This is a genomic window from Microtetraspora sp. AC03309, assembly GCF_020826795.1.
GTDB lineage: Bacteria > Actinomycetota > Actinomycetes > Streptosporangiales > Streptosporangiaceae > Microtetraspora > Microtetraspora glauca.
The window spans coordinates 33849-48898 of record NZ_JADDIL010000073.1; the positions used below are offsets into that span (position 1 = coordinate 33849).

Consider the following 15050-nt stretch of genomic DNA (forward strand, 5'->3'; position numbering starts at 1 on the left):
GAACCGTCGGGCGCGGCGCCCGTGGCGAACGCGACTCCGAGCCGTCAGGCGAGGAGAAGGCATGAGCCGCTCCGGAGGGGCACCCGTCCTGCGGTTCGACCCGAGCAGGCTCGACGACCAGACGCGGCTGTCCGACGGCGACCCGTCGGGCATGTTGCGGACTGTGGCTTCCTCCGCCGCCCAGGTTCGCACCGCGTACCGCGCCGCCGTGGAGGCGGGCGCGGCGAGAGTGGCCGAGCAGGGCCGGCCGCGGGCCGTGGTCGTGGCGGGCGTGGGCGCCGCCGGGATCGCGGGCGAGGTGCTCGACGCGGTCTGCGGGCCGGGCACGCCCGTGCCCGTCGTGACGGTGCGCGGCTACCGGCTTCCCGGCTGGGTCGGCGCGGCCGACCTGGTCATGGTGGTGTCCTTCACCGGGCGCGGCGACGAGGCCCTGTCCGTGGGCGCGGAGGCGGCGCGCCGCGGATGCACGCTCCTCGCGGTGGGCGCGCCGGACACGCCGCTCAGCGAGCTCGCGGCCCGGGCCGGAGCGCCCTTCGTGCCGATCTCGACCGTGGCGGGCCAGCCGCGGGCGACCATGTGGGGCCTGGCGGTTCCGCTGCTCGTCGCCGCGGCCGCGCTCGGCCTGAGCGACGTGGGCGAACCGGTCTTCGAGGCCGCGGCGGCGCGCCTGGAGGACATCGCGCACCGGTGCCGGCCGACGAGCGACTCGTTCATCAATCCCGGCAAGACACTGGCCACGGAGCTCGCCGACGGCATCCCGATGATCTGGGGATCCTCGCCGATCGCGGCCGTGGCGGCGCACCGGATGGCGGAGCAGCTCGCCGAGCACGCCGGGTATCCCGCCCTCTGGGGAGAGCTCCCGGAGGCCGCGCACAACCAGGCGGGCGTCTTCGACGGCCCCCTGGCCACCCGGGACATCTTCCAGGACTTCGGGGACGACGAGTCCTCCGGCCCGCAGGCGCGGATGCGGTTGTTCGTGCTGCGCGACACCGACGAGCATCCGCGGGTGGCCGAGCGCCGCCAGGCGTCCATACGGCTCGCCCAGGACCGCGGCGTCCCGGCTTCGGAGATCGCGGCCGAGGGGGACCATCCGTTCGAGCGGCTGGCCACGCTGATCTGCCTGGGGGATTTCGCCGGCGTCTACCTGGCCCTGGGCCACGGTCTCGATCCCGCGCCGATGTCGGCCATCACCGAACTTCGGGCCAGGATTTCCCAATAGGATCCCTCTGGTCGATTTATGAGGAGTGATCTGTGAGCGCGGGTGGCGGTACCAAGGCGATCATCGCGGCGTTGAGCGCCAACCTCGCGATCGCCGTCGCGAAGTTCGTGGCGTTCCTGTTCACGGGGTCCTCCTCCATGCTGGCGGAGTCCGTCCACTCGGTGGCCGACTCGGGCAATCAGGCGTTGCTCCTGGTCGGTGGCAAGCGGGCGGAGCGGAAGCGGACGCGGGCCCATCCGTTCGGGTTCGGGCGCGAGCGCTACTTCTACGCCTTCGTGGTCGCGGTCGTACTGTTCACGATCGGAGCCCTGTTCTCCCTCTACGAGGGCTGGCACAAGATCTCCGATCCCAAGGCGGTGGAGTCGCCCCAGTGGGCCTTCGCCGTGCTGATCTTCGCGATCGTCGCCGAGGGTTTCTCGTTCCGTACGGCCATCAAGGAGTCGCGGCCCCTCAAGGGCGAGCACTCGTGGTTCTCGTTCATCCGGAGGGCGAAGGCGCCCGAGCTGCCCGTCGTCCTCCTGGAGGACCTGGGCGCCCTGCTCGGTCTGGTCTTCGCGCTGTTCGGCGTGGCCATGGCCGTGGTCACCGGCGACGGCGTCTGGGACGGCGTCGGCACGATGATGATCGGCGTGCTGCTGGCCGCCATCGCGGTCGTCCTGGCGCTGGAGACCAAGTCGCTGCTGATCGGCGAGAGCGCGGCCCCCGAGATCGAGGAGCGGATCTGCTCGGCGCTGGAGGGCGCTCCGGAGGTCACCAAGGTCATCCACATGCGGACGCTGCACCTTGGCCCCGAGGAGCTTCTGGTCGCGGCGAAGATCGCGGTTGAGCACGACGACACGGCGGCGCAGGTCGCCCAGGGCATCGACGACGCCGAGCGGCGCATCCGCGAGGCCGTGCCGATGGCCCGGGTCATCTACCTGGAGCCCGACCTCTACCGCTCCAACAACGCTCCGGTGAGCTGAGGCCCCCGTTCCCCGCCGCGTCGCCGGCCTGGACCAGCCCCGTCTCGTACGCGTACACGACCGCCTGGGTGCGATCCCTGAGGCCCAGCTTGGCCAGCAGCCGGGCCACATGCGTCTTCACGGTGTGCTCGGTCACGACCAGCCTCGTCGCGATCTCGGCGTTCGACAGGCCGCGGGCGATCAGCAGCAGCACCTCGGACTCGCGCGGTGTGAGTGGCACGGCGTCCGCGACGGATGCCGTGCGGCGCTGTCGCGCGAACTCGGCGATCAGTCGCCGGGTCACCTTGGGCGCGAGCAGCGCCTCTCCCCGGGCGACGATCCGGACCGCCTCCACCAGAGCCGCGGCCGTGACGTCCTTGAGCAGGAACCCGCTGGCCCCTGCCGCGAGCGCGTCGTAGACGTAGTCGTCCAGATCGAACGTCGTGATCATGATGGCTCGGGTGGGAAGGTCCGCGGCGATGCGGCGGACCGCCTCGATGCCGTCCATCTCGGGCATCCGGATGTCCATCAGCGCGACGTCCGGCCGGACCTCGCGGGCGAGCCGTACCGCCTCGGCCCCGTCGGAGGCGGTCCCGGCGACGCTGAGGTCCGGCTGGGCGTCGAGCATCGCGGCGAAGCCGCGCCGTACCACGGGCTGGTCGTCGGCGACGATGACGGTGGTCATGCCGCTGGTGATTCCACTGGTGGCTCCGGAGGTCATTCCGTCGGCAGTCCCGCCCGGACGAGGAAGCCGCCGTTGGGCCCCGGCTCCGCGCTGAACCAGCCGCCGAGGGCGAGGGCGCGTTCCCGCATACCGATCAGCCCGTGCCCGCCCACGTCGGCTTGCGCCGGATCGTTCGGCGCCCCCGCCTGTGCCGGGCCGGGGCCGTTGTCGGCCACCCTGATGATCAGCAGGTTCGGCCGGTAGGCCAGCTCGATCGAGACCCGGGCGCCGGGCGCGTGCGCGCGGGCGTTGGCCAGGGCCTCCTGGACGATCCGGTAGGCCGAGACGTCCACGGCCTGTGGCAGCGGCCGTTCCTCGCCGACGATGTCGAGGTCCACCTCGCCGCCGTGCCGCGTGGTGAGGTCGCGCACTCGCCGCAGCCCCGGTTGTGGAGCGAGTGCGGTCTCCGCCCCGCCGTCGGCCCGCAGCACGCCGAGCAGCCTGCGCATCTCGCTCAGCGACTCACGAGCGGCCGTGGCGATCTCGGCGAACTCGGCCTTCGCCGGGTCGGTGAGGTCCTTGAGCGTGTACGGCGCGGCCTCGGCCCGCACCGCGATCAGCGAGATCGAGTGGGCGACGACGTCGTGCATCTCGCGGGCGATCCTGGCCCGCTCGCCCATCGCGGCCTGCTCGCGCAGTGCCTCCATGTTGTCGGCTTGGGCCTGCCGTACCTCGGTCCGGCTGCGCCGTACGTCGGCGAGGAACGCGACGGCGGCCAGCGCGGCCGCTCCGGTCAGCGCGAAATCCATCCTGTACGGATACAGGTACCAGGTGCCCATGATGACGGCGGCGATCGCGGCTCCTCCGATGAGCCAGGAGGTCTTCCGGCTCACCGTGCGGAAGACCGTGTAGGCGGACAGCAACCCTGAGGCGTAGATGGCCGCGGTCAAGCCGAAGATGTTGCCGCGTCCCAGGTAGAGCGAGACGAGAGCACCGAGGGCGGTCAAGGCCACCGCCGCGAAGGGGATGCGACGGCGCAGGACGTGCGGCAGGGTGGCGAGTCCGGCCGCGAGCGTTCCGACGAGGCCGAGGTAGCCGAGGAACGCTCCGAGCTGGTCCAGCGCGAGGAGGAAGAGCCCGATGCCGATGCCGATGTCGAGGAGGGGGGACTCGATGATTCTCCGGAGATCGAGGCTCGCCACCTCCCGCTCGATCTTGTCGAGCTTCGCGGTGAGGTCCATGGGTGAATTGTGGCGTCTGGCCTGATTCCAGGTCGTCACTCTTCCGAGTGAACCCGCCCGGACCTTCCGCTCCGCGATCCCGCGGCTCAGCGGTTCCTGAGCAGGCGCAGGGCCTTCTCCTTCTCGAAGTCCAGCGCCCGGCGCGGGGCCTGGATGCGGCCGATCCGCACGCCCAACTCGCGTACGGCCTGCGCCACGGAGGGGTCGGACAACGCGCGGAGGGCGAAGGCCAGTTCCGCCGGCGAGACGTCGAACCGGCGCTCCAACTCCATGGCCTGGCCGACGGCGGCCAGCTCCTCGGGGCCGAACCTGCGGTGCGCGCCCCTGTCCCGAACGGGCGGCAGCAGGCCCAGCGCCTCCCTGTACCGCAGCATGCGAGGCGACATGCCCAGCTGCCTGGCCGCCTCTGTGATCCGCATCGAGGTCTCTCCGCTCCGTACCTGGTCCTCCCGGTAACGGTAGACACATCGGCACTCGTTTGGCAGCCCCGAAAGTCGGATCCTTACATTCTTGTGTCAAGTTAACGCGTCCCGGCGTGCGCCGTGCCGTACGGGACGCCTAAACTCGCAGGCGACCGATACCGGAGGGACACACGACATGGACTTCAAGGTCGCCGACCTTTCACTTGCGGAGTTCGGCCGCAAGGAGATCCGCCTCGCCGAGCACGAGATGCCGGGCCTGATGGCGACCCGCAGGGAGTACGCCGCCGCGCAGCCGCTCAAGGGCGCGAAGATCATGGGCTCGCTGCACATGACGATCCAGACGGCCGTGCTCATCGAGACCCTGGTCGCGCTCGGCGCCGACGTGCGCTGGGTGAGCTGCAACATCTTCTCCACGCAGGACCACGCCGCCGCCGCGGTCGTCGTCGGCCCGAACGGTACGACCGACGCCCCGGCCGGCGTACCGGTCTTCGCTTGGAAGGGCGAGACCCTGGAGGAGTACTGGTGGTGCACCGAGCAGGCGCTCGCGTGGCCTGACGGCACCGGCCCGAACATGATCCTCGACGACGGCGGCGACGCCACGCTCCTGGTCCACAAGGGCGCCGAGTTCGAGAAGGCGGGCGCCGTGCCGGCCGCGGGCGAGGACGACCCCGAGGAGTGGGGCATCATCCTCGACACGCTCCGCCGCACGGTCGGAGACGACAAGCGCTGGACCCGGATCGCCGAGGAGATCAAGGGCGTCACCGAGGAGACCACCACCGGCGTGCACCGCCTGTACGAGATGCACAAGTCCGGCCAGCTCCTCTTCCCGGCGATCAACGTCAACGACTCGGTGACCAAGTCGAAGTTCGACAACAAGTACGGCTGCCGCCACTCGGTCATCGACGGCCTCAACCGCGCCACCGACGTGCTGATCGGCGGCAAGGTGGCCGTGGTCTGCGGCTACGGCGACGTGGGCAAGGGCTGCGCCGACGCGCTGCGCGGTCAGGGCGCCCGCGTGATCGTCACCGAGATCGACCCGATCTGCGCGCTGCAGGCGGCCATGGACGGCTTCCAGGTGACCACGCTGGAGGAGGTCGTCGGCATCGCGGACATCTTCGTCACGACGACCGGCAACTTCGGCATCATCACCGCCGACCACATGTCGCGGATGAAGCACCAGGCGATCGTGTCCAACATCGGCCACTTCGACAACGAGATCGACATGGCCGGTCTGGGCCGCATCCCCGGCATCGTCAAGAACAACATCAAGCCGCAGGTCGACGAGTGGGTCTTCCCGGACGGCCGCTCGATCATCGTGCTCGCCGAGGGCCGCCTGATGAACCTGGGCTGCGCGACGGGCCACCCGTCCTTCGTGATGTCGAACTCGTTCACCAACCAGGTGATCGCGCAGATCGAGCTGTTCACCAAGACCGAGCAGTACCCCGTCGGCGTCTACGTGCTGCCCAAGCACCTGGACGAGAAGGTGGCCCGGCTCCACCTCGACGCTCTCGGCGTCAAGCTGACCACGCTGACGAAGAAGCAGGCGGAGTACATCGGCGTCGACGTCGAGGGTCCGTACAAGCCGGACCACTACCGCTACTGAGCGGCACACCGGGCGCAACCGGCCACGAGCGGGAACGATGACGGCGCGAGATCTGACGGATCTGACCGAGGCGGGCGAGCGGCGGATCGGGTGGGCACGACGGTCGATGCCGGTGCTCACCGCGATCGCCGCCCGCTTCGCCGACGAGAGGCCGCTGGACGGCCTGCGCGTCGCCGCGTGCCTGCACGTGACGGCGGAGACGGCCGTCCTGATGGGCGCGCTCAGGGCGGGCGGCGCGGAGATCGCGCTGGCCGCCTCGAACCCGCTGTCCACTCAGGACGACGTCGCCGCCGCGCTCGGCGCGTACGGCATCGCGGTGCACGCCCGTGCCGGTGTGGACATGGAGACCTACTACCGGCACATCCATCAGGCGCTGGACATCTCCCCGGCCATCGTGCTCGACGACGGATGCGACCTGGTCAACATCCTGCACACCGAGCGTCCCGATCTCACTGTGGCGGGCGGGTGCGAGGAGACCACGACCGGGATCATCCGGCTGCGCCAGATGGCCGCGGAGGGCGCGCTGAGGTTCCCGGTGGTCGCGGTCAACGACACCCGCACCAAGCGGATGTTCGACAACAGGTACGGCACCGGCCAGTCCACCCTCGACGGCATCATGCGCGCCACGAACGCGCTGCTCGCCGGGCGTACCGTCGTGGTCGCCGGGTTCGGCTTCTGCGGCCGCGGTGTGGCGGAACGCGCCAAGGGGCTCGGCGCGCGGGTGATCGTGACCGAGATCGACCCGGTGAAGGCCCTCGACGCCGCGCTCCAGGGCTACGAGGTGCTGCCGATGGGGCAGGCCGCGCGGGTGGGCGACGTGTTCGTCACCGTCACGGGCAACCGCGACGTCATCCGGGGCGAGCACCTGGCCGCGATGAAGGACGGCGTCATCCTGGCCAACGCGGGGCACTTCGATGTCGAGATCGACGTCCGCGCCCTGGAAGGTCTGGCGGAGTCGGTGAATTTCGGGGTTCGCCCCAACGTGGATGAGTACGTCCTGGCGGACGGGAGGCGGCTCCTCCTCCTCGCCGAGGGCCGTCTCGTCAACCTGACCGCGGCTGAGGGGCACCCGGCGGCCGTCATGGACATGTCCTTCTCCGCGCAGGCGCTGGCCGTCGCCTGGCTCGCCACCGAGGCCGTACGGCTGCCGCCCGGCGTGTACGACGTCCCGGCGGACATCGACGCCGAGGTGGCCAGGCTCAAGCTCGCCGCGACGGGGATCGCGATAGACGAGCTCACCGCGGACCAGGAGGACTACCTGCACTCCTGGCGCTCCGGGTCCTGAGCGGAGTCAGGTGGAGCCCGGCCGGGCGAAGTCGGGTGGAGACGGCCGGCTGACTCTGTCCCTCTGCGCCGGCCGTCTCCACCCTGCCCCCTTGCAGGCATGCCCCATAGCCTGCAGATCGTCTCTTGTGCCCCGCTTTGGGGTGTCTACACCTCAGCTTGGGGGGACAAATCCTCCCGGGGTCGGCCCGGCGGGGTTCGACGGAGGCTGCGGTTCCCACCCCGACGGTTCCCGCCCCGACGGTTCCCACCTCGACGCAACCGGTGGCTCCGGCTGTGGTGCGGGCGGAGCGCCCCCGTACGGCGCGCCCGGGTACGGAGGGCCACCGTAAGGCGTGGCGGCGGCTCTCACCTGTGCGAGCCGTACCTCCTCGCGGCGGCGCCGCTCCGCCAGGACGGCGGCGAGGTAGGTGTGCGGCGGCAGTCCCGGAGGCGGCGGGGGAGCCACGCGGGCGGCCACCTGGCTCGCGATCCTGACGCCCATCTGGTGCCGCGCGTCGGGGGAGAGCTGGTGCCAGCGCGTCAGGTACTGCCTGGCGGTGTCGGCCAGATCGACCGACAGCTGCGACAACTCCAGGGAGCTCGCCCACGGCGCGAGCTGCGGCGGCATCTCGGGCGGCGGCTCCTGGCGCGGCCCCCGCTCGCCGATGACGATCGTGCCCGCGAAGACGTCCCCGAGCCGCTTGCCCCGCTGGTTCACCAGCGACGTGATGAGCGCGGGCGCGCCGAAGAACATCCAGAACTCCAGGAAGCCCGCGAGACCGCGGAACAACGCCTGGCGGAACCGCTCGGGCCCGCCGTCGTCGCTGACCACGCGCAGGCCCATGGCCAGCTTGCCGAGGCTGCGCCCCCGACCGGCCGTCTCGAACACGACGGGGTAGCCCACGATCACGAGCACGGTGAGCAGGATCATCAACCCCGCAGTCATGGCCGTGTCCGTGACGAACGACGCGGTCCCCAGCAGGATGTACATCACGATGAGGATGATCCACTGGATGATCCAGTCGATGAGATACGCGACGCCCCGGCTGGGGAGCTGCGCGATCCGCACCTCGACGACGACGGCCTCGCCGGTCACAACATCGGCCACATATCGCACCCTACTGGGGTATTACCGCTCGATAGAGTTCGGTCCGTGGACATCGATGCGTTCGTCGCCGCCCACCGGCCGACGTGGGACCGGTTGGACGACCTGGTGCGGCGGCGCCATCGACTCGACGGCGCCGAGGTGGACGAGCTCGTCGAGCTCTACCAGCGGGCCGCGACCCACCTGTCCGTCGTCCGCTCCGCCTCGACCGACGCGGTCCTGGTCGGCCGCCTCTCCTCGCTGGTCGCGCGCGCCCGCTCCGCCGTCACGGGGGCGCACACACCCGCCTGGCGGGAGGTCGTCCGGTTCTTCACCGTGTCCTTCCCCGTCGTGGCCTACGGCGCCCGCCGCTGGTGGCTCGGCGCCACCCTCGCCTCCCTCGCGGTCGCGTACGTGATGGGGGTGTGGGTCGCGGGCGATCCGGCCGTGCAGGCCGTCGTCGGCACCCCGGAGGAGATCAAGCAGCTGGTCGAGCACGACTTCGCCGACTACTACTCGGAGAACCCGGCCGCCTCGTTCGCCGGCCAGGTGTGGATCAACAACGCCTGGGTGTCGGCGCAGGTCATCATCTCGGCCATCGTCCTCGGGCTGCCGATCCCGTACATCCTGTGGCAGAACGCGGCCAACGTGGGCGTCATCGGCGGGCTGATGACGGCGCACGGCAAGGCCGACGTCTTCTGGGGACTGATCCTCCCGCACGGCCTCCTGGAGCTCACCGCGGTGTTCCTCGCCGCCGGTGTCGGTCTGCGGCTCGGCTGGACGGTCATCGACCCCGGGCCGCGACGGCGCGGCGAGGCCCTCGCCGAGCAGGGACGCGCGGTGATGAGCGTCGCGCTCGGCCTCGTCGTCGTGCTGTTGCTCTCCGGCCTGATCGAGGCGGGCGTCACGCCGTCCGGCCTGCCGACCTGGGCCCGGATCGGCATCGGCGCGGCGGCCGAGGTCCTCTTCCTGGTCTACGTGGCGGTGTTCGGCCGCCGGGCGGCCCGCGCGGGCGAGACCGGCGACATCGAACAGGCCCCCGACCTCGCTCCTACCGTCTGATGGTTCGGTGCCTGGTGGCCGCCGAGCACCATCAATCGCCACGGTGCCCCACTAGACACAGCTACAAGCGTCCGGCCGCCTTCAGCGCCAGATAGGCGTCGGCGAGCGCGGGGGCGATGTCCTCCGGGAGGGCGTCGACCACCTCGACCCCCTGGCCGCGCAGGCGGGCGGTGATCCTGCGCCGCTCGCCCCGAAGCCGCTCGGCCGCGGCGGCGTCGTAGACCTGCTCCGCCGTACCCCGCCCGGACGCCATGGCGGCGACCCGCGGATCGGCGACGGCGGCGACCAGCACCGTGTGGCGGGACGACAGCCGGGGCAGCACCGGCAGCAGCCCCTCCTCCATCGCGGCCGCGTTGACGTCGGTCAACAGCACCACCAGGCAGCGGCGCTTGGCCCTGGCCAGGACGGCGGCGACCATGCCCGGCGAATCGGCCTCCACCAGCTCCGCCTCGATCGGCGCCATCGCGTTGACCAGCGACGACAGCAGGTCCGTACGGGACGCCCCGGACAGCCAGGCGCGCACCGTCCGGTCGTAGGCCAGGAAGTCCACCCGGTCACCCGCCCGCGACGCGAGGGCGGCGAGCAGCAGCGCGGCGTCCATCGACCAGTCGAGCCTGGGCCACCCGGACGCCTGGCCGGGCAGCGGAGCCACACCAGGGGCGACACCCGAAGCCGCACCCGGCGCCACGCCGACGCGGCCCGCGGACGTGCGGCCCGTGTCGAGGACGATCAGCACCCGCCGGTCGCGCTCGGGGCGCCACGTGCGCACCACGACGTCGCTGCGCCGGGCGCTGGCCCGCCAGTCGATGGACCTGACGTCGTCACCGACCACGTATTCGCGGAGCGAGTCGAACTCGGTGCCCTGGCCCCGTACGAGCGCCGGGTGACGGCCGTCCAACTCCCGGAGCCGCGCCAGCTTGCCCGGCAGATGCTTGCGGCTGAGGAAGGGCGGCAGCACCCGCACCGACCACGGGACCACGTGCGACCCCTGGCGCGCGGCCAGTCCGAGCGGGCCGAGCGACCGCACGGTCACCGTCACCGCCTCGCGGTCGCCCCGCCTCGTCGGGGTCAGGGTGGTGACCAGGCGGCGCCGCTGCCCGGAGGGGACGTCCACGCGGAGGTGGCGCGGCGCGGACCCCGCCGATGGCGGCCAGGCGTCGCGCACCACCCCCCTGACCCGGCGGCGGCCCGGATTCTCCACGACCAGTCCCACGGTGACCGACTCGCCGAGCCGCACCAGTCGCTCGCCGTCCCGGTGGAAGCGCAGCCCGCGCACTCCGCCCGCGAAGAGCAGGTCGATCACGACGAGTGCGGCGAGGAGCAGCGCGACACCCAGGACGGCCATGGGCGGGTCGGGGGCGGCGAGCACCACGAGGGCGCCGAGAGCCGCGAGCAGTCCCGCTCGTCCCGTCAGCGCCACCGCGTCGTCTCCGCGTTCATCGCATCCCACATATCGGTTGCCCCGGGCCGGATCAACGGGGGACGGGGACGCCGGCGAGGATGCCGTCCAGGATGCCGTCCGGCGTCGCACCCTCCAGTTCGGCCTCGGGACGGAGCTGGACGCGATGCCGCAGGGCGGGCCGGGCGAGCGCCTTCACGTCGTCCGGGGTCACGTAGGCCCGGCCGGACAGCCAGCCCCACGCCCGCGCGGCCGCGAGCAGCGCCGTCGCGCCGCGCGGCGACACCCCGAGCTGCAGCGAGGGCGACTGCCGGGTGGCGCGGGCCAGGTCGACGACGTAGCCGAGCACCTCCGGCGCCACGTGGACCTGCTTCACGGCCTCACGGCCCGCCTCCAGGTCGGCGGCGGACGCCACGGCCGCGATCGAGGACAGGTCACGGGGGTCGAAGCCGAGCGCGTGCCGTTCCAGCACGGCGATCTCCTGCTCGCGCGGCGGCAGCGGCACGGTCAGCTTGAGCAGGAACCGGTCCAGCTGGGCCTCGGGAAGCTGGTAGGTGCCCTCGTACTCGATCGGGTTCTGCGTCGCCACGACGATGAACGGGTCGGGCAGCTTGCGCGCGGCGCCGTCGACGCTGACCTGGCGTTCCTCCATCGCCTCCAGCAGGGCGGCCTGGGTCTTCGGAGGCGTCCGGTTGATCTCGTCGGCGAGCAGCAGGTTGGTGAACACCGGCCCCTCGCGGAACTCGAACTCGGCCGTCCTGGCGTCGTAGACGAGCGAGCCGGTCACGTCGCCCGGCATCAGGTCGGGGGTGAACTGCACCCGCTTGAAGTCGAGCGACAACGTCGCGGCCAGCGTACGGACCAGCAGGGTCTTGGCCACCCCGGGGACGCCTTCGAGCAGCACGTGCCCCCGGCACAGCAGTGCGATCACCAGCCCGGTGACGACCGAGTCCTGTCCCACCACCGCCTTGGCGACCTCGGCGCGCAACGTGGCGAGCGCCTCGCGGGCCGCGTCCGCCCCCGGGGACCCGGGTGAAGATGTGGTCAAGAGTCTCGTACCTGCCTTTCCAGTGTGTCGAGGTATCCGGCCAGGGCCACCAGCCCGCCGTCGTCCGCGGGCACGGCGCCGTACAGCGTGGCCCGCACCTCCCGCGCGTCCAGCCCGGTCCGTGCGGCCGTCGCGGCGACGACCTCGTCGGGCGCGGCCGTCGGTGGCAGCCCCAGGCGCGGAGCCAGCCGGTCGATCGCGGCGGCGCGCAGCGCCAGCGCGGCGCGGTCTCTGGCCCGTCGTGCCCGGTAGAGCCGGCCGCGTCCCTCCACGGTCTCGGCCGCCCGGACGACGACCGGCAGCCGTTCGGCGACGACCGGTCCGAGGCGGCGTCCCCGCCAGAGGGCCACCACGCCCACCGCGACGGCGAGCTGCACGACCGCCCAGCCGACGCCGGACGGGATGAGCTCGCCCAAGCTCTTGCCCTCGGGCCCGGCCAGGGCGGGATCCCACTGCTCGGGGGCGACCAGCCAGATCAGCCGGGGCTTGGCCCCGGCCAGGTTCATCGCGAGCGCGGCGTTGCCGTCCTCCGCGAGGCGCAGGTTCGTCATGAACGCGCCGTCGCCGACCACGGTGACCGTCCGTCCGCCGGTCGTGTACCGCACGAGCGTCGGGTGCCCGGCGGCCGGATAGCAGCCGGCTCCACCGGTGGGGGCGGTGAAGGAGACGCCGCCCAGGTGGGCGCTGCCCGCCCCGGTCGCCGCCCGGAGGTCGCAGCGCGGCTCCCGGGACCTGCTCCGCACACGCTCCTTGACGAGGAGTCCTCCGGCCAGGACGTCGAGGTGCGGTACCGCGCCGACGAGCAGCCTGTCCTGCCCCGATCCGGCGATCCTGCGCGCGTCGTTCTCGCTGAGGAAGTCGGTGTCGCCGATGAGGAGCTGGCTGTCGGGGCCCGCGGCGTTGATGAGGGCGGAGACGCTGTCGACGCGTTCGACGGACACGCCCCGGCCGCCGAGCAGCTGCGCGAGTGCCTTGGCGCCCACGTCCGAGGAATCGCCGGGGTCGAGCGGGCGGCCTTCCGTTCCCGGCGACGACAGCAGCACGGGGACGAGCGCGGTGACCAGCACCAGCAGCCCGACCAGGAGGATGCCGCGGCCGCCCCGCCACATGCTCCGGGTCGTCGGGGACGTGGAGGCCGACGACGGCGCGGTCACCGTGCTCACGCGTCCGCCCGCAGGCACACGCGGGCCGCCGCGAGGCGCCGGTCCAGCTCGGCCAGGCTCGCGTAGCCCTCCGCGGTGCCCGGGGACTCGCCGTACGTGACGTCGTCGAAGAGGCGCGCGGCGGCGCCCAGCCCGGCGGCGTGGTCGGGCAGCGCCCGGCCGGCGTCCGCGGCCAGCTCGGCGGCGGTACGGCCGGGCATGGGACTGACGATGGCCCGCTCCTCCAGATCGCGGGCGATCGCCCGGAGCCGTTCCCTGATCGCCTCCGCCCAGCTTCCCGCGGTCGCCAGCCGTTCGGCCTCGGTGCGGTGCTCGGCGGCCGTGCGCTCCCGGCCGTCGAAGATCGCCTCATCCTCGGCGCGCCGGCCGCGGGACATCCGCCGCAGGGACCACACCAGCAGCGCCGCCAGGAGCACGATGATCGCCACGATGAGGAACAGCGCCCAGAGGCCGCTGCCCGGCCCTCCGGTCGTGGAGTCGAGCAGGTCACCGAGGAGCTGCGTGAGGTGCCGCCACAACCGGTCGACCAGCGGCTCCTGGTGGTACCTCGAGCGCAGCAGCTCCTCGGCGGCCTCGCGCCGGGCCTCCTCGCGGCCGATGTCGACGGGCGGGTCCAGCGCCGCCAGGGCCGCTGTCCATGGGAAGGCGGGCAGGGTCACGACCCTGGACCGAAGGGGTGTGTGCCGGACGTGCCCTGTGCGCCGCCGGTGTCGTGGGCGCCGTACGCCGACGCGCCCGAGCCGGCGGCCGCGGCGTTGGACGGATCCCACAGGTCGTCGACCGAGGCGTGCACCCAGCCCTGCGTCTGGTTCTGCGCCGCCGCCGACCGCAGCACCAGGTCGAACGCCTCCGCCCGCATCCGCCGGTCGGCGTACAGCAGGCCGTTCACGCCGGCCTGGAAGGGATAGGTGATCATCGAGCTCAGTGTGCCGCCGATGGTCGTGAGGATGGTGACGATCACAGCGGTCCCCGCCGACGACCCGGCCGCGACGCCGAGGATCGTCCCCGCGAACGAGAACGGGAAGGAGAGCACGGACCCGATGATCCCGACGAGCAGGCCGGTCAGCAGCAGGATGCCGAGGACCCGCCACGAGTCGCCCTTGACCAGCCGCCACGAACGGGACATGGCGTCCGTCGGGCCGCGTCCCTCCAGCACCACGGCCGGCGCCGCCAGCGCGAACCTGGTCGTGAAGAACAGCGCGTACGGGATGTAGATGACGATGAACAGCACCATGAGGCCGAAGAACGCGCCCAGGGCGCCCGTGGAGGAACCCGCTGTCCCGTCCAGGGCCCCCGAGGCGCCCAGCGCGACGACCAGACCGACGATGAGCAGCGCGGGCACGATGAGGATCAGGCTCTCCAGGACCACGAGGCCGAACAGGGCGGGAACCCGCCTCCTGGTCAGCCGCCAGGCCTCGCCGACGGTGATCCGCCCGCCGAACACCGCGCGGCCGAGCACCCGGGTCAGGACGCCGGTCAGGATCGTGGTCGCCACGAAGGTCAGCGCCAGCGAGATCAGCGTGCCCACGAGTTGCGCGGCCATCCCGCCCAGTGCGGAGGACGGATCCGCCATCTCGGGATCGGTGATGGCGTCGCCGAAGGACCGGATATAGATCGCCTGCCCCACGGAGACCGGCAGCGTGGTGATCGCCGCGACGATCGCCGACAGGCCGAGGGTGGCCTTCGGGTTCGAGCGGACCATCTTGATCGTGCCGTCGAGGATGTCGCCGAGCGCGAGCGGCCGCAGCGGGATGATGCCGGGGCGCGGGGCCTGCGGCGGCGGGCGGAACCCCTGCGGTCCTGGCCCGTACGGCTGTCCGTACGGCTGCCCATATGGCGGCCCGTACTGCTGCTGCCCGTACTGCTGGCCTCCGTACTGCTGGCCTCCGGGGTGCTGTCCTCCCGGGTGCTGCCCGTACGGCGGTGGCGGGGGAGGCG

At 72.2% G+C, this 15050-nt stretch carries 14 protein-coding genes; 5 read left to right on the plus strand and 9 right to left on the minus strand.

Annotated features, from left to right (window positions below):
* Positions 1 to 61 precede the first annotated feature (61 nt).
* Together IMZ11_RS33195 and IMZ11_RS33200 are read left to right on the plus strand one after the other, a co-directional pair.
* Entirely contained in the window at positions 62 to 1219 is a 1158-nt protein-coding gene (locus tag IMZ11_RS33195; protein WP_228646355.1) for an SIS domain-containing protein, read from the plus strand.
* A 32-nt stretch (positions 1220 to 1251) separates the two neighbouring features.
* A complete protein-coding gene (locus IMZ11_RS33200; RefSeq protein WP_228646356.1) occupies positions 1252 to 2181 on the plus strand; it encodes a cation diffusion facilitator family transporter in 930 nt (309 codons plus the stop codon).
* Here IMZ11_RS33200 and IMZ11_RS33205 read toward each other — a convergent pair.
* The 3 genes from IMZ11_RS33205 to IMZ11_RS33215 form a co-directional block, all read right to left on the minus strand.
* Complete coding sequence (locus IMZ11_RS33205) at positions 2129 to 2845, minus strand: response regulator transcription factor (RefSeq protein WP_228646357.1); 717 nt, start codon at positions 2843 to 2845, stop codon at positions 2129 to 2131. The two genes, IMZ11_RS33200 and IMZ11_RS33205, sit on opposite strands and share 53 nt — an antisense overlap.
* 32 nt (positions 2846 to 2877) lie before the next feature.
* The gene (locus IMZ11_RS33210) at positions 2878 to 4065 is read right to left on the minus strand and encodes a sensor histidine kinase (protein ID WP_228646358.1); all 1188 of its coding nucleotides are present in this window, start codon (positions 4063 to 4065) and stop codon (positions 2878 to 2880) included.
* An 86-nt stretch (positions 4066 to 4151) separates the two neighbouring features.
* A complete protein-coding gene (locus IMZ11_RS33215) occupies positions 4152 to 4484 on the minus strand; it encodes a MerR family transcriptional regulator (RefSeq protein ID WP_228646359.1) in 333 nt (110 codons plus the stop codon).
* Positions 4485 to 4662: 178 nt separating this feature from the next.
* Here IMZ11_RS33215 and ahcY point away from each other — a divergent pair, with 178 nt between their 5' ends.
* Both ahcY and IMZ11_RS33225 read left to right on the plus strand, forming a co-directional pair.
* Positions 4663 to 6090, plus strand: coding sequence for an adenosylhomocysteinase (gene ahcY, locus IMZ11_RS33220; protein WP_228646360.1), 1428 nt, complete (start codon positions 4663 to 4665; stop codon positions 6088 to 6090).
* Between the two features lie 37 nt (positions 6091 to 6127).
* Complete coding sequence (locus tag IMZ11_RS33225; RefSeq protein WP_228646361.1) at positions 6128 to 7375, plus strand: adenosylhomocysteinase; 1248 nt, start codon at positions 6128 to 6130, stop codon at positions 7373 to 7375.
* 153 nt (positions 7376 to 7528) lie between these two features.
* Here IMZ11_RS33225 and IMZ11_RS33230 read toward each other — a convergent pair whose 3' ends face one another.
* Positions 7529 to 8464, minus strand: a complete 936-nt coding sequence (locus tag IMZ11_RS33230; RefSeq protein ID WP_228646362.1) for an RDD family protein — start codon at positions 8462 to 8464, stop codon at positions 7529 to 7531.
* Positions 8465 to 8509: 45 nt separating this feature from the next.
* On the opposite strand from IMZ11_RS33230, the gene IMZ11_RS33235 reads away from it, so the two are divergent.
* Positions 8510 to 9502: a stage II sporulation protein M gene (locus IMZ11_RS33235; protein WP_228646363.1), complete on the plus strand. Its 993-nt coding sequence runs from the start codon at positions 8510 to 8512 to the stop codon at positions 9500 to 9502.
* 61 nt (positions 9503 to 9563) lie between these two features.
* On the opposite strand, the gene IMZ11_RS33240 is transcribed toward IMZ11_RS33235, so the two are convergent.
* The 5 genes from IMZ11_RS33240 to IMZ11_RS33260 all read right to left on the minus strand — a co-directional run.
* Positions 9564 to 10922 carry a DUF58 domain-containing protein gene (locus IMZ11_RS33240; protein WP_228646364.1) on the minus strand — a complete coding sequence of 453 codons (1359 nt, stop codon included), beginning with the start codon at positions 10920 to 10922 and terminating at the stop codon, positions 9564 to 9566.
* Between the two features lie 52 nt (positions 10923 to 10974).
* On the minus strand, positions 10975 to 11949 hold the full coding sequence (locus tag IMZ11_RS33245; protein ID WP_228646365.1) for a MoxR family ATPase: 975 nt from the start codon (positions 11947 to 11949) through the stop codon (positions 10975 to 10977).
* On the minus strand, positions 11946 to 13112 hold the full coding sequence (locus IMZ11_RS33250) for a DUF4350 domain-containing protein (protein WP_228646366.1): 1167 nt from the start codon (positions 13110 to 13112) through the stop codon (positions 11946 to 11948). The genes IMZ11_RS33245 and IMZ11_RS33250 overlap by 4 nt, the downstream gene beginning before the upstream one ends.
* The gene (locus IMZ11_RS33255; RefSeq protein WP_228646367.1) at positions 13109 to 13771 is read right to left on the minus strand and encodes a DUF4129 domain-containing protein; all 663 of its coding nucleotides are present in this window, start codon (positions 13769 to 13771) and stop codon (positions 13109 to 13111) included. Before IMZ11_RS33255 ends, IMZ11_RS33250 begins: the two co-directional genes overlap by 4 nt.
* A partial coding sequence (locus IMZ11_RS33260; protein ID WP_228646368.1) for a glycerophosphoryl diester phosphodiesterase membrane domain-containing protein occupies positions 13768 to 15050 on the minus strand: 1283 nt, incomplete at its 5' end. The genes IMZ11_RS33255 and IMZ11_RS33260, both read right to left, overlap by 4 nt.